At 30.2% G+C, this 25,914-nt stretch carries 28 protein-coding genes; 2 read left to right on the top strand and 26 right to left on the bottom strand.

All coding sequences use genetic code 11. The annotated features are described in order from the left end of the window. Positions 1-60 precede the first annotated feature (60 nt). Complete coding sequence (gene rodA, locus ACKRLN_RS02655) at positions 61-1,251, top strand: rod shape-determining protein RodA (protein WP_295885565.1); 1,191 nt, start codon at positions 61-63, stop codon at positions 1,249-1,251. Here rodA and ACKRLN_RS02650 read toward each other — a convergent pair. From ACKRLN_RS02650 to efp, 26 genes are all read right to left on the bottom strand, one after another. After that, entirely contained in the window at positions 1,248-1,889 is a 642-nt protein-coding gene (locus tag ACKRLN_RS02650; protein ID WP_296142664.1) for a V-type ATP synthase subunit D, read from the bottom strand. The genes rodA and ACKRLN_RS02650 overlap by 4 nt on opposite strands. A gap of 1 nt (position 1,890) precedes the next feature. Continuing rightward, positions 1,891-3,255: a V-type ATP synthase subunit B gene (locus tag ACKRLN_RS02645; RefSeq protein ID WP_203127340.1), complete on the bottom strand. Its 1,365-nt coding sequence runs from the start codon at positions 3,253-3,255 to the stop codon at positions 1,891-1,893. Next, the gene (locus ACKRLN_RS02640; RefSeq protein WP_416335184.1) at positions 3,255-5,009 is read right to left on the bottom strand and encodes a V-type ATP synthase subunit A; all 1,755 of its coding nucleotides are present in this window, start codon (positions 5,007-5,009) and stop codon (positions 3,255-3,257) included. Before ACKRLN_RS02640 ends, ACKRLN_RS02645 begins: the two co-directional genes overlap by 1 nt. Beyond that, the gene (locus ACKRLN_RS02635) at positions 4,993-5,598 is read right to left on the bottom strand and encodes a V-type ATP synthase subunit E (RefSeq protein WP_295885433.1); all 606 of its coding nucleotides are present in this window, start codon (positions 5,596-5,598) and stop codon (positions 4,993-4,995) included. The genes ACKRLN_RS02640 and ACKRLN_RS02635 overlap by 17 nt, the downstream gene beginning before the upstream one ends. A gap of 11 nt (positions 5,599-5,609) precedes the next feature. Then, positions 5,610-5,849: a V-type ATP synthase subunit F gene (locus ACKRLN_RS02630; protein WP_203127337.1), complete on the bottom strand. Its 240-nt coding sequence runs from the start codon at positions 5,847-5,849 to the stop codon at positions 5,610-5,612. A 1-nt stretch (position 5,850) separates the two neighbouring features. After that, positions 5,851-6,291: an ATP synthase subunit C gene (locus ACKRLN_RS02625; protein ID WP_296142656.1), complete on the bottom strand. Its 441-nt coding sequence runs from the start codon at positions 6,289-6,291 to the stop codon at positions 5,851-5,853. 16 nt (positions 6,292-6,307) lie between these two features. Continuing rightward, positions 6,308-8,365, bottom strand: a complete 2,058-nt coding sequence (locus tag ACKRLN_RS02620; RefSeq protein ID WP_416335183.1) for a V-type ATP synthase subunit I — start codon at positions 8,363-8,365, stop codon at positions 6,308-6,310. 17 nt (positions 8,366-8,382) lie between these two features. Continuing rightward, entirely contained in the window at positions 8,383-9,261 is an 879-nt protein-coding gene (locus ACKRLN_RS02615; RefSeq protein ID WP_203127335.1) for a hypothetical protein, read from the bottom strand. Between the two features lie 2 nt (positions 9,262-9,263). Beyond that, the gene (locus ACKRLN_RS02610; RefSeq protein WP_203127334.1) at positions 9,264-10,244 is read right to left on the bottom strand and encodes a V0D/AC39 family V-type ATPase subunit; all 981 of its coding nucleotides are present in this window, start codon (positions 10,242-10,244) and stop codon (positions 9,264-9,266) included. 98 nt (positions 10,245-10,342) lie between these two features. Then, positions 10,343-11,698, bottom strand: a complete 1,356-nt coding sequence (gene miaB / locus ACKRLN_RS02605; protein WP_203127333.1) for a tRNA (N6-isopentenyl adenosine(37)-C2)-methylthiotransferase MiaB — start codon at positions 11,696-11,698, stop codon at positions 10,343-10,345. A 67-nt stretch (positions 11,699-11,765) separates the two neighbouring features. After that, the gene (locus ACKRLN_RS02600) at positions 11,766-14,048 is read right to left on the bottom strand and encodes a bifunctional 4-hydroxy-3-methylbut-2-enyl diphosphate reductase/30S ribosomal protein S1 (RefSeq protein ID WP_416335182.1); all 2,283 of its coding nucleotides are present in this window, start codon (positions 14,046-14,048) and stop codon (positions 11,766-11,768) included. Positions 14,049-14,063: 15 nt separating this feature from the next. Continuing rightward, positions 14,064-14,639, bottom strand: coding sequence for a lysophospholipid acyltransferase family protein (locus ACKRLN_RS02595; RefSeq protein WP_203127331.1), 576 nt, complete (start codon positions 14,637-14,639; stop codon positions 14,064-14,066). Beyond that, positions 14,629-15,282 (bottom strand): (d)CMP kinase, encoded by a 654-nt coding sequence (cmk, locus tag ACKRLN_RS02590; protein ID WP_203127330.1) that lies wholly within the window; start codon positions 15,280-15,282, stop codon positions 14,629-14,631. The genes ACKRLN_RS02595 and cmk overlap by 11 nt, the downstream gene beginning before the upstream one ends. Next, positions 15,279-16,493, bottom strand: a complete 1,215-nt coding sequence (locus ACKRLN_RS02585; RefSeq protein ID WP_416335181.1) for an NAD(P)/FAD-dependent oxidoreductase — start codon at positions 16,491-16,493, stop codon at positions 15,279-15,281. The genes cmk and ACKRLN_RS02585 overlap by 4 nt, the downstream gene beginning before the upstream one ends. A gap of 40 nt (positions 16,494-16,533) precedes the next feature. Then, on the bottom strand, positions 16,534-17,229 hold the full coding sequence (locus ACKRLN_RS02580) for a pseudouridine synthase (protein WP_416335180.1): 696 nt from the start codon (positions 17,227-17,229) through the stop codon (positions 16,534-16,536). Next, positions 17,219-17,752 (bottom strand): SMC-Scp complex subunit ScpB, encoded by a 534-nt coding sequence (gene scpB, locus ACKRLN_RS02575; RefSeq protein WP_203127327.1) that lies wholly within the window; start codon positions 17,750-17,752, stop codon positions 17,219-17,221. The genes ACKRLN_RS02580 and scpB overlap by 11 nt, the downstream gene beginning before the upstream one ends. Before the next feature lie 6 nt (positions 17,753-17,758). Next, positions 17,759-18,451 (bottom strand): segregation and condensation protein A, encoded by a 693-nt coding sequence (locus ACKRLN_RS02570; protein ID WP_203127326.1) that lies wholly within the window; start codon positions 18,449-18,451, stop codon positions 17,759-17,761. After that, positions 18,451-18,996, bottom strand: a complete 546-nt coding sequence (locus ACKRLN_RS02565; RefSeq protein ID WP_296142629.1) for an NUDIX hydrolase — start codon at positions 18,994-18,996, stop codon at positions 18,451-18,453. The genes ACKRLN_RS02570 and ACKRLN_RS02565 overlap by 1 nt, the downstream gene beginning before the upstream one ends. Beyond that, positions 18,983-20,683, bottom strand: coding sequence for a DNA repair protein RecN (recN, locus tag ACKRLN_RS02560; protein WP_416335179.1), 1,701 nt, complete (start codon positions 20,681-20,683; stop codon positions 18,983-18,985). Before recN ends, ACKRLN_RS02565 begins: the two co-directional genes overlap by 14 nt. Next, on the bottom strand, positions 20,683-21,135 hold the full coding sequence (locus tag ACKRLN_RS02555) for an arginine repressor (RefSeq protein WP_203127323.1): 453 nt from the start codon (positions 21,133-21,135) through the stop codon (positions 20,683-20,685). Before ACKRLN_RS02555 ends, recN begins: the two co-directional genes overlap by 1 nt. A gap of 9 nt (positions 21,136-21,144) precedes the next feature. Next, on the bottom strand, positions 21,145-21,972 hold the full coding sequence (locus ACKRLN_RS02550) for a polyprenyl synthetase family protein (protein WP_295885393.1): 828 nt from the start codon (positions 21,970-21,972) through the stop codon (positions 21,145-21,147). Continuing rightward, positions 21,965-22,150 carry an exodeoxyribonuclease VII small subunit gene (gene xseB, locus ACKRLN_RS02545; RefSeq protein WP_296142621.1) on the bottom strand — a complete coding sequence of 62 codons (186 nt, stop codon included), beginning with the start codon at positions 22,148-22,150 and terminating at the stop codon, positions 21,965-21,967. The genes ACKRLN_RS02550 and xseB overlap by 8 nt, the downstream gene beginning before the upstream one ends. After that, entirely contained in the window at positions 22,143-23,330 is a 1,188-nt protein-coding gene (xseA, locus tag ACKRLN_RS02540) for an exodeoxyribonuclease VII large subunit (protein WP_416335178.1), read from the bottom strand. The genes xseB and xseA overlap by 8 nt, the downstream gene beginning before the upstream one ends. Position 23,331: 1 nt before the next feature. Further along, on the bottom strand, positions 23,332-23,706 hold the full coding sequence (gene nusB / locus ACKRLN_RS02535; protein WP_296142614.1) for a transcription antitermination factor NusB: 375 nt from the start codon (positions 23,704-23,706) through the stop codon (positions 23,332-23,334). Beyond that, positions 23,706-24,032: an Asp23/Gls24 family envelope stress response protein gene (locus tag ACKRLN_RS02530; protein WP_416335177.1), complete on the bottom strand. Its 327-nt coding sequence runs from the start codon at positions 24,030-24,032 to the stop codon at positions 23,706-23,708. The genes nusB and ACKRLN_RS02530 overlap by 1 nt, the downstream gene beginning before the upstream one ends. Before the next feature lie 9 nt (positions 24,033-24,041). Continuing rightward, positions 24,042-24,599, bottom strand: coding sequence for an elongation factor P (gene efp / locus ACKRLN_RS02525; protein WP_203127317.1), 558 nt, complete (start codon positions 24,597-24,599; stop codon positions 24,042-24,044). A 140-nt stretch (positions 24,600-24,739) separates the two neighbouring features. Between efp and ACKRLN_RS02520 the strand changes: the two genes are divergently transcribed. Further along, positions 24,740-25,897 carry a nucleotidyltransferase family protein gene (locus ACKRLN_RS02520; protein ID WP_416335176.1) on the top strand — a complete coding sequence of 386 codons (1,158 nt, stop codon included), beginning with the start codon at positions 24,740-24,742 and terminating at the stop codon, positions 25,895-25,897. The last annotated feature ends 17 nt before the right edge of the window (positions 25,898-25,914 follow it).

Genomic DNA, 25,914 nt, shown 5'->3' with positions numbered 1-25,914 from the left:
ATTATATTTATTAAAACTTCTTAAAATGGTATAATAAGTCATTAGATATGGAGTGATTGAATGTTTAATATAAAGAAAAAAAATTTAAAAGATTTGGATTTGATTTTGCTTTTTGCAACACTTATCCTAAGTATTTATGGTCTAGTAATTCTATACTCGGCCTATGGAGGAGATTTTGATTCTATAAAGATGCAAATAGCATCGACCCTTTTAGGTTTTGTACTAATTGGTATTTTTTGTACTATTGATTTGGAAGTATTAAAACGATTTTACCTATGGATTTATGGAATAGGTCTTGGCTTATTGATTTTAACCTTAATATTTGGACGAGGCCTTGATGAATGGGGTGCAAAATCGTGGGTTTATATAGGATCATTTTCCTTCCAGCCATCAGAATTTGTAAAAGTAGGGCTTATATTTGCTTTTGCAGCTTATCTAGATCAGAACAAATATCAAATAAATGAGCCAAAAAAACTTATACAAGCTTTAATATTTGTTGCTGTACCCGTAGGACTAATCCTACTTCAACCAGATTTTGGAACTGCAATGGTATTTTTATTTTTCATCGCTGCTATGCTTTTTGTAGCAGGCTTGTCTTGGAAATGGATTTTGTTCTTTGCAGTGGGTGGTATAACTGTAGGGTACTTAGTTTTATCAAATCTATCTGGTTATAGAGCCGATAGAATTCAAAACTTTTTGGACCCAGCAAGAGATACATCTGGATCTAACTGGCAACAACAACAAGGTATGATAGCAATTGGATCTGGAATGCTAAAAGGCCGTGGATATTTAAACGGTACTCAATCCCAATATGGATATGTTCCAGAAAAAGAAACTGACTTTATTTTTTCAGTTTTGGCTGAGGAATTAGGATTCATAGGAGCAATATTTTTAGTATTGTTATTTACAATTATTATTCTAAGACTAGCTAGACTTGCTAAAAAATCTAATAATACTTTTATTTCATTAATGGTAACAGGCATCGCAGCCATGCTATTTATTCATATTTTTGAAAATATAGGTATGACAATTGGCCTAATGCCAGTAACTGGTATCCCACTTCCATTTTTATCAGCTGGAGGTACTTTTCAATTAATATGCTTAATTATGATTGGACTTGCCTTATCGGCATCTATGCAAAAATCATACAAGGATGATGATATCTTGGATTATGAAACTATAAAAGTTATCGATCCAAACAAGATTCGCACATCTAAAAAGAGAGAAATTAAAAACACCGCAACAAATTAGTTTGCGGTGTTTTTTTCATCTCGTATTTTTTTATCCTTAACCATTTTTGTCTTAGAAAATTCTTCTCTTTCCTTTTCTTCTATCAAGGATGATATTGTTTTTATTCTCTCTTCGGTTTTTGGTATTTGTACTTTTTCTAGAGAATTAACTTTTTTACTAGTTTTTTTTATTTGCCTATCAAGGTTATTAATTGTAGTATCTAGCTCGGCTAACTTATAAATTTTATACTTAAGTTCATTAAATGATAGCAATGCCACATCAAAGGCTTCGTTTGTTTCATAAAATGAATAAGAAAGATTTAGCATAGTTGGTACAAAGTTTATATCATAAACCTTTGTTTGCATAAATTCGCTTTCTTTTAGCTCTATACTATTATCTACTGGAACAATTCTTGAAATATCATCAAGTTTTGACTCACCCATGGTTACCATAGCTTTTTTGAAATTTCTGCTAACTTTTTTGATAGTATCATTTACATCATCATTTAGTTCATCTCTTTGTTTAATCTTGCCATCATGGGCTTGTATTAAAGCTTTTCTTGATTTATCAAGAATATCAAGACCACCCTTAAGTAAATTTAAGTGGTCTTTAGCTGCAATTAAATTTGCCTTGGTAGGGGCAGTTGATTTTATTTCCATTTTACTTACCTATAAATTTATCTAGGTTTTCTGGACTTACCCTGTGTAGTTCTGTCCTTGGAAGAATACTTAAAATCTCCCAACCTAGATCTAAACTTTGGTCAAGTTCTCTATTTTCAGTTGGATCTTGAGATAAGAATCTTTTTTCGAATTCATCTCCAAATTCTAGATATTTTTTATCAATATCTGATAAGTCATCTTCTCCAACAATTTGGGCAATATTTCTTACTTCACCAACGTGAGAATATGATTCATAAATTTGGTTCATTAAATCTTCATGGTCAGCACGTGTATACCCTTCACCAATACCATCTTTCATAAGACGAGAAAGTGAAGGTAGTACATTTATTGGTGGATAGATTCCTTTATTAAATAATCCCCTATCAATTACTATTTGTCCCTCAGTGATGTAACCTGTAAGGTCAGGAACTGGGTGAGTAATATCATCATTTGGCATAGTTAAAATTGGAATAAGTGTAACAGATCCATTTACATCACGAATCATACCAGCTCTTTCATAAAGAGTAGCAAGATCAGAATATAGATATCCTGGATAACCCTTACGAGATGGCACTTCTTGTCTGATAGATGAAACTTCACGTAAAGCTTCTGAATATGAAGTCATATCAGTGATAATTACTAAAACGTGATAGCCTTTTTCATATGCTAAGTATTCAGCTGCGGTTAATGCACATTTTGGCGCTATTAATCTTTCCATAATTGGGCTATCAGCTAGATTTTGATACATTACTACTTTATCACGGACTCCTGCTTTATTAAAGGCATCTTCAAAAAACATAGCTTCATCTTTTTTTATTCCCATAGCGGCAAATACAAAGGCAAAGTCTTCATCAGTTTTTAGTTTTGCTTGTCTTACTATTTGAGCTGCTATTTGATTATGTGATAGTCCATATCCTGAGAATATTGGTAGTTTTTGACCACGGATTAGGGTTGTAAGTGTATCTATTGCTGAAATACCTGTTTGTATAAAGTCTCTTGGGTACTCACGAGCCACTGGATTTAGTGGTTCACCTTCTACTGAATAATTTTTTTCAGCATAGATATCTCCACCATTGTCAATTGGACGAGCAAGTCCATCAAATGTACGACCAAGTATTTTCTCACTTAGTGGAATAGCGAGTGGTTTTTCTTCAAATGATATCACTATATCATCTAGTGAAAAATCTTGAGTATTACCAAAAACTTCTATAGATATAGTATCATCATCTATCTTTACAACTTGTCCTACAAAGTCCATTCCTAATGCATGAACCGACACTACGGCATTGTAGGTTACATCTGCTACTTTTTCAATTTCTATGATTGAGGATTCGATTCTTTTAACTTTTGTATATTCTTTACGCATTAATATTCTCCTCCCCTAAGTCCTAAGAAATGTGATTCTAGTTTATTATTTAAAACTGTAAATTTATCTAGCTCATCATTTTTAATGGTGTATTTCATTTGAGTAATGTCATTTATAAGTTCTGAGTTATAAGTTTTACTATATGGTACACCATTTTCAATTGCTTCTGCTGATTTATGATAATAATTTCTAATTACATTTAGCATTTCAATTTGTTTATCAAGTGGCACGTATTTATCAGTATCATTGTAGGCATTTTGTTGTAAAAATCCTACTCTGATAAGTTCAGATACATCTAAAATATTTCTTTGAGCATCTGATAGAGCATCCTTACCTACAAGCATAAGGATAGAACGCACTTCGTCTTCTTGTAAAAGTACATTCATAAGTTCATTACGAACTGCAATAATATCTTCTCCAGTTTTTTCTTGATAGTATGATCTCATGGTATCAACATAGTTTGAATAAGATGTTAACCAGTTAATTGCTGGATAGTGACGTGAATATGCTAATTTTCTATCTAGACCTAAGAATACATTTACAGACCTTCTTGTATTTTCTGTAACTGGTTCTGAGAAGTCTCCACCTGATGGTGAAACTGCACCAATTAGGGTAACTGATCCTTCTGATCCATTTAAGTTTGTAAAGTATCCTGCTCTTTCATAGAACTGAGAAAGTCTTGATCCAAGATATGCTGGATATCCTTCTTCTGCTGGAATTTCTTCCAAACGACCAGAGATCTCTCTTAAAGCTTCTGCCCATCTAGATGTAGAGTCAGCCATTAACGCTACGTGATAACCCATGTCTCTAAAGTATTCTGCAATTGTAATTCCAGTATAAATTGAAGCTTCACGGGCAGCTACTGGCATGTTTGATGTATTTGCAATAAGAATTGTACGCTCCATCAAACCATAACCTGTATTTGGGTCAATAAGCTCTGGGAATTCTTCTAGTACTTGAGTCATTTCATTTCCACGTTCACCACAACCGATATAGATAATAATATCAGCATCTGCGTATTGAGCAAATTGGTGTTGAAGCATAGTTTTTCCAGTACCAAAACCACCTGGGATTGCTACTGTACCACCCTTAGCTACTGGGAAAAATACATCAAGGACTCTTTGCCCTGTATTTAATAATAACTCAAGCGGTCTAACTTTTTTAACTGGACGAGGATTTCTTACTGGCCAATATTGATAAAGTTTTAATTCTTCTTCTTCGCCCTTATTTGTCTTTACTTTTACTATTGTATCTTCTAATTTATAAGTCCCTGATGGTTTTACATCAGTGATCTCACCATCTACTGTAGACATAAGTCTATGTTCGATGGTTTTTGTTTCCATAATTGTGGCATAAATATCTCCAACATTTATAGTGTCGCCTACAGAAACCTTGATTTCTACTTCCCAAGATTTTTCTTCATCCAAGTTTTCAAAACCAATTCCTGAGGGAATGAAAGCACCATTTTCATCCATAATTTTTTGTAGTGGACGTTCGATACCATCAAACATATTTTTAAGTAGGCCTGGTCCAAGTCTTACAGAAAGTGGTCTACCTGTTGAAACTATCTCTTCATTTGCAGCAAGTCCAGATGTATCTTCATAAACCTGGATAGTAGCATTATCACCATCTACAGATATAACTTCACCAATAAGTTTAAGTTTACCTACAGAAACCATCTCACGAATTTTAAGTGAGCTTGCATTTTTTGCTACAACTACTGGACCATTTATTGTTTTAATTATTGGATTCATTAAAACTCTCACTTTCAAACAGATTATATAAAGTTCTGCCTATATCGTATTGTTTTTCTTCGATTTTTTTTAGATAAGTTTGGTTATATTGGAATGATCCATCTTTTGCTTTTAAAATAAATCCACCAATATATTCATCATCCAAAGTACCAATATTAGGATAGTTTACTAAATTCTTGTCCTCTTCTCTTAACAAAATATCAAAATTATCAGCGCTTTCATTTAATTCGTTAAGTACTTTTTCTATATTTTTTGCAAGAGAATTTTTATATTCATCTGTTTTTGTATACTCTTTAAGCTTATCTTTAACTTCTCCCACTAAGTCATTAAGGAGAGATTCTTTATGAGCGTAAAAATTTGTCTTTTGTTCTTCTTCAAGTTTTGATACTCTCTCGTTTCCACGAATTGTTGCAAAACTTCTACGATTTTCTAAAGTTGATTTTAGCTCTTTTTCAAGACTTGCTTTTTTCTCATCAATTTGTTCACTATTTATATTTGTAGAATTGTATAATTCTTCGTTACTTCTTGCTTTTTCTTCATCCCAAACCATTTTTCTAAAGGTTCTTAGTTTTTGATTTATATCAAGCATAATACCTCCAATTAACCATCAATGACTACAATTAAAGGAGCCCCTTCACTAAGCCTATGAGTTCTAACATCTTCTTCAATCCATGATTCTACTGTTTTAGTTAAAATTAGAACTGCAAGATCATTATCTTTTAATGAAGCCTTAAAATCTTCATAGGCCTCATCAGGCTCAGTAACTAGCTTTCCTTCAATAGACCCAAGTCTAAACATTACAATAAGACTTGGGTCGTTAGTTAATATTTTTGCCTTCATTTTATGCGTATAAAATAAGGATTGAGATGATAACACCGAAGATTGCGATACCTTCAGCAAGACCTACGAAGATGATTGTACGTCCTAATATTGATTGGTCTTCAGAAATAGCTCCAAGTGCTGCAGAACCTACTGTACCTACTGCATAACCTGTACCAATTGTTGCAAGACCTGTTGATAAAGCAGCACCAATATATTTTAATCCTTCAGCGCTTGTTGCTGCTGTAGCTGCTGCAGCATCAGTTGCGGCTGCTTTTGCATTTGCTGGTAAAAGTAAAACTACAATCATTGCCATAAGTGGTACAAATGTTGTTAAGTTTATCTTTAGTGCTTTTTTAATTTTTTCTTTTGATGGGTCTTCATTTGTTCTTAATAGATAAATACCTGAATAAATTGTAATAACTACTACTGCTAGTGCTAATAATCCTATGTTTTTAATCATAACTTTTCCTTTCCATTTAGTTATTAATTTTTTTTCTACCGATTGGTCTAAATAAGCGACCGTTACCTTCATAATACTTGCTAAACATTTCATAAAATTCTAGTCTTAGACCTTGGATAAATACTATCATTCCTTCTAGACCGATAATTAATGCATTACCTAGAATTAGAATTATGAAACCAATTATGCCTCCACCCGCAAGCTTGGCCATTACTTCAAAGGCCATATATAAACCAACGTGGTTTATAGCAAAGGCACCTACCCTTGTAAAGGATACTAAATTTGAGAAAACTGAAAGAAGTGCTTCTATGATAGAGAATGAACTTTCTACATAGTAATCGCCTTTTGATTGATCGTAAAGTCGTTTTTTACCTTCAAGTTTTCTTGCTATAGGTTGTTTAAATACCATCATGACAATGGAAGCTATTAATAAAATTAATCCCACTGGCATTGGTATTGGGCTTATGTTTACTATATTTAACACGATGATGATAAATGAAAGCATCATCATAAGTCCTGCCAAACCTTCCTTGCCAAATATACCTTCTTCAATATTATGTTGTTTTGAAACTTTATTGTAGACCCCTATTAAATAAGAAATTACCATAAGTCCCACACCGAATGCAACGGATGCTATTAAAACAGTCATAATATTATCAAATGGTTTGATAAGCAAAGCTGGAATTAAATCTTCGCGTCCAAAGAATGAACCGTACATGAGTCCAAAAAACGAAGCAGATATCCCTATTCGCTTGATTAAACCGCCAAAAACTTTATTTTTCTTTGACAGCCACAAACCTATAGCTATAAATACTAAACCTTGGCCCAAGTCCCCAAACATTAATCCATATAATAATAAATATGTGATTGCGAAAAATGGAGTCGGGTCAACTTCATCATAGTTTGGTGCACCATACATATTAACTAAAAACTCAAAAGGTCTAAATAATGAATTATTTTTAAGCCTTGTTGGTGGTGCCTCACTAGTTTCTTCAACTTTTTTAGTTGATAAAACTGTATCTTCATATTTATTTTCTAAAGATTTAAATTTATCAACTTCAGATTCTGGAACCCAACCTGATAAATAAAAATATTTATCACCTTGAGCCATATTGCTTTTTAAATCCTCTGCTTTTTGAGCATAATCTAGTGAATAAGCAATATTGTTCATAACATCTTTATATTGCTTATCAAGTTCATTTATCTCAAGATTTATATTATTTAACTCAGCATTTACACTTGCGTATTCTCGATCTATATTTTTTATATCAATATCTTCTGGAATTTCATTATCTATAAATCCAAGAGTATTTATAGAACGAGATACATCTTTTTTAACTTTCTCTGGATAAACAAGCAAATAACTTTCTTCATTTTTATTATTCTGCTTATTATCATTTTTTTTAGGTTTCTTCTTTTTATCTTCAACCATAATATCTTCTTTTACAATTTTAGTATCTGAATACTTATCCTCAAGACCTTTGATATTCTTAAGATCAGATTCAGGAACTAAAGCTGAGAAATAAAAGTATTTATCTCCAAAGGCCATGCTATTTTGATAGTCGCTTGCACTTTGTTCATAATTTAAATTATAAGATAAATCCTTGATTACATCTTGATATTCATTGCTTAATCGATTAATCTCATCGTTTAATGATTCTAGTTTCTCGTCTATTTGTGCAATTTCATTATCAATATTTTTGTAATTACTGTCCTCAGGAATAGTATTTTCTACAAAACCTAGAGTATTGATAGTTCTATTTAAGTCTTTGCTAACTTTTTTTGGATAAACCATCAGATAACTTTGTTTTTCAAGTAGGTCTTGGTTGTCGATATTAGGTATTTTTTTTATTTTTTGTTTAGAATTATTTATATCTGTCAAATTATCCTCATAAGTGTCTCCAATAATATCTGCATCTAAAAAATTATTTTTTTCTTTTTGCAACTTATTATCTTTAAAGACTTTACTTTTTAACTTTTCCCCTACATCATCTTTAACATTTTGGGCTTGAATTTGTAGATAATCGCCAGTATTTTCCAATCTGATATTATTAAAATTTTGATTACCTGCCATTTTCATATACCTCTTATCTAACTTTCAGAATTAACTAAGAAGTCTACTATCTTATCAACAACTTCATCCTTATGTTTACTATAAGTATCATTCATGTTGTTAATTCTTGACTGATAGTCTGCATTGATTTTATTTTCTCTATCTGAAGCGCCTTGCATAATATCATTATAAATTTGATTTGATTCATTTTTTGTTTTTAAACTATATTCTTGATCAAGTTTTAGAGAAACATTGCGAGCATTTTCTCTTTCATTTTCTAAAACTTGATTTGTTTTTTCATTTAAGTTATAAGTTGCTTCATCAATTGCATAAATTTCATCTAATGCATTTAAGCTTGCACGATCTACATTCTCATCCAAATGGATAATTAAAGATGGGATATTTTCGTAGTTATTTTTTAGGATAAAACGACCATCTTCAGTAACTACTCCATATCTATAATCAAAATATTTTAAATTTTGAATTTTATCGATATCGATATCGTATTGTTTAAGTAAGTCTACATTCTTTTTATAGACTTCAAGCTGTTTTGATTTTTCTTCTAGTTCTGTTTTTTTGTCTAATAAAACTTTAAGTTTATCATAAAGTTCATCGACTCTTTCATGGTCAAGTAATTGTCCATTTTCTGAGTTACTATCAATGCCTAGAGAATTTTTCATCTCTTCAAGCTTGTTAATAAACCCATCATCATTTCTGTCAAATCCTGATAAGTTATTGATATCTTCAGTAATGTCAACATTTTCAGCACTAGCTGTTATGTTAAAATTCCTGTTTGTAATTTGATTAAATGAATCAAGTGGCTCGATATCACCAATTTTGATCACATCTTCCAAAAAACTGTCCAGGTTTTTTTTATCGGATATCATATTTACCAGGTACATTTTTTCTACTGCCATTATTACCTCACTATTAGATATTCCATTGCTTCTTCTACTGTGAAACTGTCATCAACTTCTAAAAGGGCTTCGATATTTTCTTCGCTGATAAACATTATATTCATTGCAGAAATCACGTATAGGATATCGCACTCTTGTTTAGTTATTTCACCATAATAGAGTTTTAATTCCCTTTTTCTGATTTCTTTATGAGTATGGGTGTAATCATCGAAAATATGTTTGTACTTACTATCACTCATTTTTTCGAGAAAATCTATCTTTGACATTTCTGCTAATTCCTTTAGCCTTTGTCCATTATATGTATTTCCTCCTGCAATAAGGTAGTTGAAAACATCGCCGTCATTTCTATTGTAATATGATTTTAGTCTATAAAGCATCTCAAAATTAAGCAAATTAATTTCTTCACCTAGGAATTTTTCTATTTGCTTGCGTTCTTTGCTATTAAATTTTTTAGCAAGTTTTAATAAATTACGATAATAAAATTTGATTAAAGCATTTGAAGATAAAAATATTATAGACTCTGCCTCCATATTTTCATTTAAAAATGGAAGCAAAATTCTATAATACTTGCTAGATTTATTCATATTTACAAAAGATTCTAGATCCATGTCCTCTGTCAAAATAAATTCTTTTGATAAAGGACTAGCTGTAAAGCTTACATAGTTTCTTTTGTAGTTTTTATTTACTAGTGATTCTATAACTTCTTGCAAAAATAATATTTCATATTTTGAGAAGTATAAGTTGAAAAATTCACTTTCAAGTCCGCGTAAAAAGTAATCAATGCTTTTTAGTTCACTAAACATATAGTTGAAATTATCAGCTTCTAGGGCTCTTTTATTTTTCCTGTTATCAATTTCAGGATAAGCTTTTGAAAGAATATCAATTTTTTTGTCTATATTGCTTTCATTTGCTAAGGCTAAATATAATTCGTTATCTGGGAGTCTTCCCATTTTTGCCTTGGCTTTTACTAATACATCTCTCATTTATCGCCTCTTTTCTCCCTACAGAAAAATAATATCACTTATAACTTTTCTTTAAAAGGATAATAAATAGTTTGTATTATCCATAAATGATTTGATAATTAATTTACCAAGTCCCCTGATATAGTAAACGATGTATGATCTGTGATTTTTACATTTACAAATTCACCTATTAATTCTTTCGGTGCTTTTACGTGAACTAATTTGAATGTATCAGTCCTACCTGTTAAAATTTCAGGATTATTTTTTGATTCTGATTCTAATAAAACTTCTACAGTTTTTCCAACATACTCTGCATTCTTTTCGTTAAACATTGGATATAGTTCATCTAAAAGTCTTTGGAATCTGTCTTGAACTATTTCATCATCTATTGTTGGGTATTTTGCTGCAACTGTTTTTGGTCTTGGTGAGTATTTAAAAGTATAAGCTGAGTCAAAACCAACTTTTTTGCATGCTTCAACTGTTTTTTGAAAATCTTCTTCTGTTTCTGTAGGAAAACCTACAATTATATCTGTAGAAAGGGCAATGCCTGGAATCTCTTCTTTTAATTTGTTTGCTCTTTCTAAGTATTTTTCTATTGTATAATGACGGTTCATTTTCTTTAATACTTCATCTGATCCTGATTGCATTGGTAAGTGGAAGTAGTTACAAATGTTGTCATTATTTCGCATTACTTCAATTAGCTCATCTGATAAATCTTTTGGATGGCTTGATGTAAATCTAAGTCTTTTTACACCTGGAATTTTAGCAACTCTTGCTAGTAACTCTGGAAAAGTAAAGTCATAGTCTGTGTTGTTTCCATATGAGTTTACATTTTGTCCAAGCAGAGTAAATTCTTTAAAGCCTTGAGAGACTAAATACTCTATTTCTTCAATAATTGAATACGGACGTCTAGATTCTTCTCGTCCACGTGATTCTGGAACTATACAATAAGTACAATAATTATCGCATCCGCGCATAATATTTACATAGGCTTGGAAATCATTGGTGGAATTATATTTTTCGAAATCATCTTTTACTGCATCTGTAGAAATATCTATAACTCTTTCACCTGTTTCAAGATATCTAAATATCAAATCAGAAAGTGAATTAATATTTTTTGTACCAAAAATAATATCTACCTCTGGATGCTTATCTATTATTACTTGTCGAGCTTCTGTGGTTTGCATCATACATCCAGATACTGAAATGATTTTTTCTGGGTGTTCTTTTTTTAATCTTTTTAGGGATGAGACTTGACCATACAGTTTTAACTCAGCATTTTCACGAACTAAGCAAGTATTAAATAAAATAAAGTCAGCTTCTTCCCTATTATCTGTATATGTGTATCCTAAATCTTCAAGAATATATGAGATACGCTCAGAATCATGTTCATTCATCTGGCAACCAAATGTGGTTATATTGTAAGTTTTATTCTTAAAATATTCTTTGTATTTTTCTTTTTGTAAACTTTGCATTATATCCTCACTTAAAAAAAGAAGATGATCGAAATCATCTTCTTTAATTTTTAATTTTATTTATAGATTAATATTCTATTTCTTCTTCATTTTCATCAACATCATCGATTTCATCGGCTGGTTGATCAAGATTTTCTTCATCTTCAAGTGTTACGATGTCTTCATCAACTACTTCATCGTCTAGCTTTTCAGCTTCTGTAGCTAATTCTTCGTTAACTTCTTGATCAAGATTTTCTTCTGGAGCTTCAACAGAATCGAAATCATCAATTACATTGTCAACTTCTGAGTCTTCAGAGATTAAATCAGATGAACCTTGTGCAAATAGAGCTTGTTCTAATAAGTTACCAAGGTTGTTGTTTAGATCAGCATCTGAGCTAAAGTTATTTGAGTTAGATCTTTCAGCTTTTCTTCTTGGTCTGTTGTTATTAGTATTTTCTCTTTTTTCACGTCTAGGTTTTCTTTCTGGTCTTTCTGGAGCTTCTTCAAGTTGTTTGATTGATAGACCAATTTTTTCTTCTTCATTATCTAATGAAATAATTTTAACTTGGATTTCATCTCCTACATTTAATTCATCAGATGGTTTTTCTACATGGTCCCAAGAAATTTCTGAAACGTGTACTAGTCCTTCTACGCCATCAGCTACTTCTACGAAAGCACCAAAGTCAAGTAAGTTTACAATTTTACCTGTTACTACATCACATACTTCGTGTTCATTTACAAATGAATCGAACGGTTTATCTAGTAGTTGTTTACGACCTAGAGAAATTCTATTTTTTTCTTTGTTTAATTTTAATATTTTAACTTCGATAGTATCTCCAACGTTAAGTACATCTGATGGAACTTCTACTCTAGTCCATGCAATGTCTGAAACGTGAAGTAAACCATCAAGTCCATTTACTTCTACGAAAGCACCAAAGTCTGTAAGTCTTGCAACTTCACCTTCAAGTACTTGACCTTCTTCAAGTTCATCCCATCTTTCGTCAAGTTCTTCTTCAAGAACATCTTTACGAGATAAAACTAATCTATTTTTTCTTTCATCGATTGAAACAATTTTTAAATCCCATGTTTCACCAACAAATTTTTTGAAGTTTTTAACAAAGTATGTTGCAACTTGGCTAGCTGGTACAAAACCACTTACTCCTTCAACATCAACTGTAAGTCCACCTTTGTTAAAGCCTGAAACTGTACCTGTTACTAATTCTTCGTTTTCGAATTTTTCAGCAAGTTCTTTCCAAACTTTCATTCCTTGAACTCTTCTTGTTGATAGAGCTACGTTTCCTTCACCATCATCTAGTTTAATAACATAAACATCAATGTCTGTTCCTACTTCAAAATGATCTTTAGGATTTTCTTGTTCTTCTTCTGTCATTTCGTCAAGTTTAATGATACCATCTGCACGGTATTGGATATCAACAAAAACTTCATCATCTTTTACATCGATAACTGTTCCTGTGATAACATCTTTTGGATATACCTTTTTTAAACTATCCTCAAGACTATTCATAAAATCTTCTTTTGTAAATTCGTCCATTTTACTAACTACCTCCTCAATAATCTCATCAGGTGTGGATGCACCTGCGATTATTCCAATTTTTTTAAATTCCGAGAGCTTTTGCAAAGGTAGATCTTTAACAGTCTCAATCCTAAAAACATTTTTGTTATACAAACTCACTACTTGATATAGCTTGTTAGTATTAGAACTATTAAAACCACCAACTACAATCATGCAATCAACTTCCTTTGACAACTCTGCTGCTGATTGTTGTCTAAGCTTAGTTGCGTTGCATATTGTGTTTTCTATCACAACACTACCATTATTTTCTTTGAGCGTATTTGCAATATCATAGTAAAAATCAGCTCTATTTGTAGTTTGACTTACAACATAGAGTGGTTTTTCACTTTTAATATTTTTTGCTTCAGTCTCATCATCTACTATTATACCATTTTTTAAATAAGAGTCCATAGCAATTATCTCAGGGTGATCAGGGTCCCCTACAATAATAACTTGGTATCCTTCTTTCTCTTTTTCTGTTATTTTTATATATATATTTCCTAGGACCGGACAAGTCGCATCAAGTATTTCATTTCCATTATCTAAGAGTGCTTGTTTAAACTCAGCACTTTCTCCATGGGCACGAATTACAATTAATGAATCCTTTATTTTAAGAGCTTGCTCTTTAGTTAAAACTTTTAATCCTTGACTTTCTAACTTTTCTACTAATTGTGGGTTATGAATTAGCGGTCCAACTGTATATTTATCTCTTTTGCTATCTAGGGCTTCATGAGCTAGATCAACAGATCTTTTTACCCCAAAACAAAATCCAGAATTTTCTGCTATAATTATTTCCATTTTTTTCTCTTTCTTTTATCTTAGCTGTGTTTGATAGATATTTAAAAATACCTCATCAGTCATTTTTACCATAGCCTCTTTTGATTTCATAGATAAATATTTATCTACATTAATTGGTTGATTTATATAAATATATGTTTTTCTAAAAGGTTTATAAGTTGAAACAATTTCAACAGGCAATATATCCTTTTTCGCTTTTAAGGCAATATAGGCCACACCATCTTTCATATTCTCACGAGATATATTTTTTGTTCTCGTTCCCTCTGGAAAGATTCCAAGTGTTTTTCCTTCTTTAAGTAAGCTTATTGAGTTTTTTAAGCTAGCTAAGTCACGACCCTTACGGTCTACAGGAAAAACTCCAAGTCCTTTTAATAACCAGGCAAAAAACTTGTTTTCAAACAATTCTTTTTTAGCCATAAATTTTATTTGAGGCGGAAAGGCTATTACTAGAAATATCGGATCAAATCCAGATTTGTGATTGGCACATAAGATATAATTATCTGCTGGTATATTTTCATATCCTACTACATGGACTCTATAAAGTGGCCATATAAAAATTTTAGCTATTATTCTTATAATTCTATAAAACATCTGATTTTTCCATATTCTTTAGTATTAGATCAATCGTCTGATCTATATTTAAATTTGAGTTATCAATCTCAATTGCATCCTCAGCTTTTTTTAAAGGTGATATTTCACGTGTGGAGTCGTATTGGTCACGGGAAATTATCGCTTGTTCAATTTCTTCAACTGTTAGTTTTGATTCTTTTTGCTCAAATCTTCTTATGGCCCTCTGCCTAGCATTTGCAGTTAAATAAAATTTATACTTAGCATTTGGAAATACAACAGTACCGATGTCTCTACCATCAAGTACAAATGATTTTTCTTTTGCAATTTCTCTTTGCATATCAACTAGTCTCTCTCGTACAAGAGCAATTGCAGAAACCCATGACACATTTTTAGTCACAATATCTGTCCTAATTTCATTTTCTACATTTATATCATTTAAAAATATTTCATTATCCTTAAAATCTATTTTTATATTATTTAAGGCCTTTGATATTTCCTCAGTACTTGAGTCTTCATTTAAAGAATGTTCTAGAAAATAAAGAGTTGCTGCCCTATACATAGCACCAGTATTTAGGTATTCTATATTTAAAATTTTTGCCAGTTTATTTGAAATAGTTGATTTTCCAGAACCACTTGGCCCATCTATGGCAATTATATAAGTCATATTCTCTCCTTTATAGCACTTGCTGCAGCAAATGCGCTTGTAAATGCGATTTGTAAATTAAATCCTCCAGTTAAAGCATCTATGTCTAAGACTTCTCCAACAAAATATAAATCAAAAACTAGTTTTGATTCCATAGTTTTAGGATCGATATCTCTGACATCTACTCCGCCTTTAGTAATAACCGCAGTATTAAATCCGCCGAATTTATCAAAATCCAAGGTAAAATTTTTAATATTTTTTACTATTCTACTTCTCTCATCTTTTGTAATTTGATTAGATTTTTTATCTGGATTTATGTGTGCTCTTTTTATTACTACTGGGACTAAAGCATTTGGTAAAATTGGGTCTAAAACATTTGATATATCCTTATTAGGATTTTTATCAAATATTTCTATTAGAGTTTTATCAAGTTCATTCTCATCTAAAACTGATAAATTTAGTGAAATTTGTCTTACATCTGTTCCCACTATAAAAGAAGATAGTCTTAAAACACTAGGTCCTGATATAAAGTTTTTTGTCAATAAAACTGGTCCTAATTGCGAAAAATCTCCTTTATTTGTTTCTGCTTTTATTTCTATATTTTCAAGGGATAGGGCTTTTATATTTTCTAAATCTTTATCCTTAAAGAAAATAGGCACTAAAGATGGAATTGTTTTTGTAACTTTGTGTCCAAAGTTTTTTGCAAATTTATATCCATCACCAGTTGCCCCAGTATTTGGATATGACAATCCACCTGTTGCAATGATTAAATAATCAAAATCGTAATTTTTTTTATCAGTTTTAACTAAGAATTTTTCGAATTTTTTAATACTTAAAACCTCAGTATTTGTAATAAGTTTTATATTATTTTTTATAATTTCTCTTTTGAAAAATCTTATTACATCAGTACTTTTTTGAGATTTTGGAAATACTCTATCATATTCTTCGGTAACTAATTCTAGACCTTTGCTCTGAAAAAAATCCATGCTAGCATAGTTATCATGCTGGCTAAATGATGAATATAAAAACTTTTGATTTGTCACAATGTTTTCTAAAAATTCATCATAAAACTTTGCATTTGTTATATTGCATCTACCATTACCAGTCATGAGGATTTTTTTGCCAATCCTATCATTTTTTTCAAGTATAGTCACATCTGTATTTTGATTTTTTAAATTTATTGCAGCATAAAGTCCACTAGCTCCAGCTCCAATGATTCCTATTTTTTTCATATACTATAAAAATTTTACCATAAAAAAAAGAAATAGATAACTATTCCTTCCATAAAGAAACAAATTCCATTTCTTTGTCATCAAATTTCCTGTATTCGCCTTCTTCTAATTTATCAAGATGTATTGCACCAATTCTTGTGCGTTTTAGGTCAATTACAGTTGATCCAAACACAGCAAACATCCTTCTAATTTGGCGGTTGTATCCTTGGCGGATAGCAACTATATATGTGTTATTTTTTATATAGCGAATAGCAGCATCTGATGTCATCTCACCATTACCGATATCAAGACCACTTTTAAATTTTTCGATTTGATTTTGATTGAGCAATTTATCAACTTTTACTATATATTCTTTGCTAATCCCAGATGAAGGATGGATTAGAGAGTTTGTAAAATCTCCATCATTTGTAATTATCAAAAGCCCATGGCTATCCTTATCGAGCCTACCAGCCGCGAAAAATCTTTCGTCAATGTCAATTAGATTATTTAAATCTTTGTCATTATGAGGGTCAAAATTACTTGTTATATACCCAACTGGCTTATTTAGTTTATAATAAAAATATTCTTCTAGTTTTAATATCTCACCATTGATGCTTACTATATCATCTTCCTTTACATTATATCCCATTTCATTTAAAACATTCCCATTTATTTTTACTTTTCCAGCTAAAATTAACTGATCAGCTTTTCTACGAGATGTATATCCTGATTGGGCAATAAATTTATTAATCCTCATAACTATCCTCTTCTAACTCTTTAATTTCAGGTAATTCTTTAAGGGAAGATATATTAAAATATTGCAAAAATAATGTAGTAGTTACATAAATAATCGGCTTGCCAATTTTCTCCAAGCGTCCATTTTCTTTTATAAGTCCACGTTCTAAAAGATTATCAATTGTAGTTTGAGAATTTATACCACGAATCTTATCAACTTCTGCTCGAGTTATTGGTTGCTTATATGCAATTATTGATAGAGTTTCTAAGGCTGAGGATGTTAATTTTTTTTCGCTTTTTTTAACAAGGGCAGAGAAATACTTATCATGTTTTACCCTTGTCACAAACTGGTATTTTTCATCAAAATTATTTATCAAAAGCCCACTTTGATTTTGCTTTCTTTCTGCAACCATCTCATCGATAGCTATCTTTATTTGATTTTTATCTGCATCAGTTATTATTGTTGAGAGATCTTCTATACCAATTGGTTCACCCCAAATGTATAAAACCTCTTCAATAAGTCCTTTTAGATAAATTTTATCCATTTTTTCCTACATTCTCTTTTTAATATGAAATTTATTTCCTTGATTTTGTTCTAAATATATTTCTCTTAGCTTGCAAAGTTCTAAAAGTGCCAAGAAACTTGCTATACATTCTGCCTTTGTATGGATTTCATTTATTATTAGATCAAGTTTCAAATCATTTCTTATATCTAAAGCCTTTCTATAGCTTGATAAATAATCATTTACATCTGGTATCTTGATTTGAGAAATGATGTTTTGAGGTTTTTCTTCCTTTTCTATTCTTTTTAAAAGCTTTTGAAATTGATTGGCTAAAATTTTTACATCTTTAGTAATTATCTCTTCTTCTGCTTCAAATTTTGCCAAGTCTTCCCCATATTTGCTATGAATTTTTCTAGCTTCTGCTTCTAAGAGTTTTAAATCATCCTGAACCGATTTTATTTTTTTGTACTCAATTAGATACGCAATAAAATCTTCTTCTAGATTTTCTTCCTTTTCTCTAGGTAATAGTTTATTTGATTTTATATTTAAAAGTACTGAAGCTATGTATATAAAACTACTTAAGTCTTCTATAGCAGGGTCCAGCTTTTCGATCTCCGATAGATAATCATTAGTTACATCTTCTAGATTAATATCGTAAATATCAATTTTTTGTTTTTCAATTAGTTTTAATAACAAATCAAAAGGGCCTGTAAAGCCCTCTAGTTCAATAGTAAATTCCATTAATTATTTTTATTCATTATTGCATATTGAATAGCAATTATTGTTTTTGCATCTGTGATTTCGCCATTTTCTACCATATTGTAGAGCTCATCTATAGGATAAGATTTTGCTTCTAAGTTCTCATCCTCATCTAATTCAAGTTTTGATTCTTTTAAGTCTTTTGCTACAAAAAATAATAATTTATCATTTGTAAATCCTGGAGATGCATGCATAGTAAATAAGAAATCTATTTGTTCTGGGAAAAATCCCACTTCTTCTTGTAGTTCTCTTTTTGCAGATTCAATTGGAGCTTCATTTGGGTCAACTAGACCTGCTGGAATTTCTAGCATTACTTTATCAACTGCAATCCTATATTGGCTAACCATCCATAATTTATCATCGCCGTCATAAGCTATAATGCCTACTCCTTTTTGGTGGTCTACAATTTCTCTTTTTGAATATTTTTTATTTTGTAATTCTACCGTTTCAACTCTGAGTTTTAAAATTTTGCCATCATAAATAGTATCTGATTTTATCGATGTTTCGTAAAATTTATTTTCGCTCATTTCTTAATTCCTCCGCCATTTCAAGCATTTCACTTGCTGAATTTATGGTTATATCTGTTATATTTACTCCGCCTATAAGTCTAGCTATTTCCGATATACGCTTTTTACCTTCAATTTTTTGTGTAGATGATATAGTAAAATCTCCCACATCTTCTTTACTAATCAGTATATGATTGCTTGCAAGAGATGCAATTTGTGGCAAATGGCTTATAGCTATTACTTGCCTTTTGTTTGATAAATCGAGTATTTTTTCACCTACAATTTGGGCAGTTCTTCCTGATATTCCTGTATCAATTTCATCAAAAATCATTGTATCTACATTATCAAAATCAGCAAATATTTCTTTAAAGGCTAACATAATCCTGGATATTTCACCGCCTGATGCTGTTTTGGTAAGAGATTTTAAATCTTCTCCCTTATTTGTTCTTATCAGAAAATCTACTTCATCAGCTCCTGTAGTATCAATATTTTCTTTTTTACTAAATTCTATCTTAAACAAACCATTTTTGATATTTAAATCAGCTATGGATTTATTTATATTTTTTTCAAGAATTTTACTTTTTTTAACTCTTATCTCATGGAGTTTGTTTGCATTTTTATCTAGCTTTTGGTCAATATCGGATAAGATATCATCTAGATTATCTCTTAAATCTTCAATCTCATCCAGTTCCTTAATTCTAGCTGAGATTTCATCATAATAGGCTATGATATCATCAATATTCGCCCCATATTTTCTCTTTAGATTATAAATGTGTTCTATAAGGTCTTCTAATTCTGCAGCTCTTTCTGGATCTCCAGTTAAAGTTTCTTGATAAATATCCATCTCTGAATAAATATCATTGACTTCATCATTTAGTGCAGAAATTCTGTCATAAAACTCACTTACCTTACTATCGATATCAGAAAAAGAATTAATTTCACTTAGTATTGTTCCAAGCATTGAAGAGATTGAATTTACATCATAATCGCTATTATCCAACACACCCTTCGCAAGCTCTATAGACTCTCGCAAAGCATTGATATTATTTAGCTTTTTGTATTCTTCATCAATTTCTTCTTCATTTATAGAAAACAAATCAATTTTATCAATTTCCTCGATTTGGTATTTTATCAAGTCTCGTTCTCTAGTTATTTCTTCATCTGACAGATTTAGATTGTTATATTTTACTAAATATTCATTTTTTTGATTAACTAAGGCCTTAATCATTTTTCTAAGATCGATAGTTTCTTGATCGTTAGAATAATTATCGATAAGATAAATATAGTTTGCCTTGTTCATAAAAGCATTAGAATCGCCTTGATTATAGATATCAATTAAAATTGGTGATATTTCTCTAAGTATAGTAAGATTGGCAACTCTCCCGTTAATACGCAAAGTGGATGATTTTTGAGAAATAGTTCTATTTACTATTAGTTTATTATCATCTTCATCAAATATAACACCATTATTTATAAGTATATCTTTAGCCTTTTTATCAAGCTCAAAAACTCCTTCGATTACAGTTTTATCTGCAAAACGGCCTACTATATCTTTGTCAGCTCTTTTTCCTAAAAGCAAATTTATAGACTCTAGAATTAAAGACTTACCAGATCCAGTTTCTCCAGTTAGTACATTAAATCCATCTTCAAAAAATATATGATTTCTTTTAATAATTACAAAATTATCTATAAACAGCTCAGAAAGCATTATCTAACCATATCCCTTAATTCTTCTATCAAATCATCTAGGGCATCAAAATCTCGTGGTGTAATAAACATAGTATCTATTCCTGTTACTATACCTTGAATATTTTCAAGTTTTGCATTTGTAATATATTGGCCACAAACAGTCGCACAGTATGAAATAGTTTTTATCACACAAAATTGTCCACTTTTTTCAACAGAAAGTACAGACTCTTTAAAAATCTTTTCCATACGCTCATTTAAAGTATCATATACTGTATCTACAACAGTATATTTATATTCATAATCATCTGTTTGTACTTTTGAAATGCGAAGTTCCTTGATATCTCTAGAAATTGTAGCTTGTGTCGCATCAACTCCATGATCCCTAAGCATTTGAGAAAGCTGGCTTTGAGTTTTTACTTCATTATTCTGAATAATATCAAGTATTAGTCTTTGTCTAGTATATTTTTTCATATTATTTCCTTATTTCTCGCGCACTGATAGATATTCTATCAGAAATAATAAAAAATCGTTATTTTCAAATTCTAATATCGATGATTTTGCTTTTTTGTTTATATCATCTAACAATTTTATAGCAGCGGACTTATCTAAAACATTTAAAATATTAAGTTCATCTGTATAGCTATCTTCTAATAAATCGTCTTGGATTTGGTAGGCCAAACCTAAATTATAGGCAAATTCTTCTAATTTTTTCACTTTTTGATCTGAACAATTACTAACAATAGCAGCCGAAACAATAGAAGCTTTAAATAAATCAGAAGTTTTTTTATCATAGACATTTAATAGATAATCTTTATTATAATGATCAGGACATCTTAGGTCTAATACTTGACCCTCGACCATACCCTTATAACCAGTGTGTTCAAAAAGATATCTTCCAGCCTTTGCATAATCTAAATTTTCACTTGATAAATCAAATATTAATGAACTTGCTTCATTTAAAAGAGCATCCCCAGTTAATATTGCAATATCTTCACCAAATTTAATATGTAAAGATGCTTTTCCACGTCTCATATCATCATCATCCATAGCTGGTAAATCATCATGAACTAGTGAATATGCATGAACCATTTCCAAGGCTAAAGCAAAATTTAAATCTAGATTTGTAATCACTTTATTAAACATTTTTAAAGTTTCAAGATAAAGATTAGCTCTGATTCTTTTTCCAGAATCCATAGCATAAACTAAGGGCTCTACTAGCTTATATTTATCAGTAAAATATGAAATTGCTTTCTTATCTATTAAATTTCTATTATCATTTAATGATTTTTGAAATATTTCCTTATTCATGCTTGCCTATTACTTCAATTTTTGCTTGGTATTCTGAAAGCTGAGATTTAAGCTCATCATAAAGACCATTTGCTTGTTCATATATCTTTATACTCTCATCCAAGTTTTCTTTGTTTTCTTCTAATTTTTCTAAGAGTTCTTCAATTTTTTTAAAATTTTCTTCAAATGATTTATCCATCAGTAACTACTGCTTTTATCCTTCCATCACTAAAGTTGATTTCAATCTCATCCCCTATATTTATAGAATATTTTGAAAATATTTCAGTATTGTGAGCATTTTTGATCACTATATTTTCTTTCCTAGATTCAATTAATGTTTTTGCAGATTTCAGTCTTGCTTCTAATAAATTGAGTTTGCTTATATTATGGGCAATATTATTTTTTATTGCCTTGTCCATAGCAATTTTTAAACTTTTAACATCTTTATTTTTTTGCTCAACACTGTTTTTGGGATTTTCTACTTTTAATTTTTGTTTTAATATTGCAAGTTTGTATTCATTTAGCCTTAGTTGACCTAAAACAATATCTTTCATCAAAGATAAATTTTTCTTCATTTCACTTTCTAAATTTGTATAATTTGCAATAATATAAGATCCTGCTTCGGTTGGAGTTTGTAATGATAAGTCAGCTACCAAATCTAATAAGGTTGTATCAATTTTATGTCCTATTGCTGAGATAATAGGTGTATTTGACCTAAATACTTGTTCAATTATTTCCTTATCATTAAAAACTGACAAGTCTTCGCTCGATCCCCCACCACGTGTAATTACAATTACATCTAAATTCATTTTTTCCAAATCATTTAAACCTTTTAAAATCAAATCAACTGCATCATTTCCCTGAACTTTTACTGGAAATAATTTTATAATGATATCATTCGGTTTTTGATTGATTACTGAAACAAAATCTACTATGGCTGCTCCATCTTTCGAAGTTATAAGGCCTACATTTTTGGGTAGTTTTGGAATTTGTTTTTTATTTTCTAAATCAAAGTATCCTCGATTTTTAAAGTCTTCTTTCATTTTGATAAACTTTAAATATTCTTCTGATACTCCATTTTCCTTTATTTCATTTGTAATTATGACTACTCTAGATGAATAGTTGTTATAGGAAAAATTACCTCGAACTAAAACATCCATCCCCTCCTTAAAGTCAAAATCAATATCCTTATCATCGTAATAATAAATCACGCAGTCTATAATATCGTTTCCTTCTTTAAGAGAAAAATATAAATGGGCGCCATTAAACCTAATATTGGCAAGGCTACCATTTATATAAACTCTTGTTAGGATGGGATCATGTTTTATGCTAGTTTTAAAATATTCGTTAAATTGTTTTACAGAAAGAGCCTTTAACATATTATTTTCTTACAATTTTCCCTAAAACTGAATTTATCATTTGGTAATCATTGTCAGCAGCATAAGTTTTTGCAAGCTCCACAGCTTCATTTATAGAAACAGAAACTGGGATATCCATGTAGGTCATTTCATTTAGGCTTAAAAATAATATTGCTTTCTCAACTTTTGATAAACGACTATATCTCTTTTTTAAAGATTCTTCTAAAGTTTTTTCTATATTTTCATAATTGTTATTGTAAGAAATTATAGATTCTCTTATAAAATCTTCATCAGCTATGTTGTGATTTTCCAATGTTTTTTCAACATCTGATATTTTATTTATACTGTCCTCATATATGAGTTTAAAAACCCACTCTCTTTGCTTACTACGCTTCATTAGATTACTAATTTGTCCACAGATACATTTACACGTGATACACTAAGGCCTGTCATAGATTCAATAACTCTTACTACATTTTCTTGAATATTTTTTACTGTTTTTCTTACATTTACATTTTTATCAAGATTTACACTAAGATCTACTAAAAGTTTACCATTTGAATGTGTAACTGTACTTTTTGGGCCATGTTGCGAAATATTTAGTTTACTATCATTCTCTTCTTGTCCGCAAACTCCATTTATCTCTTCACTTGCTCTGATAGCAAGTTGATCTAAGATTTCATTTGCAATCTTTACTTGCCCATTTCTAAAATTATTAGACATCATTTCTCCTTAAACTCTGGATAGATAATCTCCAGTTCTTGTATCAATTTTGATTGTGTCTCCTTCATTTACGAACACTGGAACGTTTATTACTGCACCTGTTTCAACTGTAGCTGGTTTTGTAACGTTTGTTGCTGTATCACCTTTGATAGCAGGTTCTGTTTCTGTAACTTTTAGTTCTACAAAATTTGGTGCTTCAACACTAAATGGATTGCCATCATAGAATTTGATTTGAACTGAGTCGTTTTCTTTTACGTATTGTATAGCTTCTTCTACAGCCTCGTATTCTATACCAATTTGTTCAAAAGTTTCAGGATCCATAAAGTAGTATAGAGTACCATCATTGTATAAATATTGCATTTCTGTAGTAGAGATAACAGCATTTTCAAATTTTTCATTTGGGTTAAAAGTTACATCTTTTGTTCCCCCACCCATAACTGATCTAATTTTAGCACGCACAAAAGCAGCACCCTTACCTGGTTTAACGTGTTGAAAATCAACTACTTGATAAACATCATTGTCATATACAAAAGTAACACCTTTTCTTAAATCATTTGCAGAAATCATAATTCCTCCTATGTAAATTTAGTTTACATTATTATACCATATTCTGTATTTTTTTGGAAATTTTATTAAAATTATATTTCAAATATATCTAAAATTATTCTTATTTATGAAATAAAATACAATTGGGGTATAAAGATTTTATGAAAACTTTAGCAATAATTTCGGAATTTAACCCCTTTCATAATGGCCATAAATACTTATTGGATGAAGCAAAAAGATTAACAAATGTAGATATCTCTATAAGCATTATGAGCGGAAACTATGTTCAAAGAGGAGAACCAGCAATAATAGATAAATTCGCTAGATCAGATAGTGCCATCAAAGCTGGATTTGATATAATAATTGAAATGCCAACATTTATCACCTTACAATCTGCAGAATACTTTGCCCTAGGATCTATCAAAATTTTGGAAAAAATCGGCATAGATTATTTATGTTTTGGTATTGAGAATATAAATTCTGATGATTTTTTTAAAAAAGTAAATTTATTAATTGACAAATCCAGTGAGCTTGAAAGATTAACTAAGGCAAATCTTTCTAATTCATCTTTCACCAAGGCTCGCTATGATGCTACTTCTAAGATATTAGGAGAAAGTGATTTTATCACTGCAAATAATATACTAGCCCTAGAATATATAAGAGCTATCAGAAAAACTAATTCAAAAATTAAAGCTATACCGATTAATAGAATATCATCTTTAAATAGGGATAGTGACTTAAGAAAAGAAAAAATTTCTTCATCAACTGCAATTAGGAATAATATTTTCGCTGACTACAAAGATCATGTCCCAGATTATTCTTATAAGCTTTTAGAAAAAAATAAAATAGACTATGGTATTCCTAATATGGAATATGAATATGATTTGTTTAAATTTTTGCTGCTTATAGATAAAAAACCAATGGTAAATATTTTGGGATATGAAGAAGGAATAGATAATTATCTTTCAAAAATTGCTAGTAAAAACAATTCATTTGAGCAATTTTTAGACGAAGTCACTACTAAAAGATACACTTCTTCTAGGATTAAAAGATTGATTTTAAATTATATTTTAAATAATACAAGTAAGCTTAATGATTATGATCCAAATTTCTACAGAGTGTTAGCATTTAATAAAAAAAGCGAATATATTTTTAAAAATGCAAAAAGTAAATCAATACTAACAAAAAAAGATATGGATAATCTAGATGGTGATGATCTAGAAATATTATCACAAATGATTAAGGCTTCAAATCTATATAATATTTCTACAAATAGAGAATTAAATACGGATTTTACAAAAAAAATAAGACGCTATTAGGAAAACTAATGGCGCCT

The sequence above is a fragment of the Anaerococcus sp. AH8042_DFU013_CI05 genome (assembly GCF_047936775.1).
GTDB lineage: Bacteria > Bacillota > Clostridia > Tissierellales > Peptoniphilaceae > Anaerococcus.
Note: the sequence above shows the minus strand (reverse complement) of the source record. Positions and strands in the feature narration are given on the sequence as shown.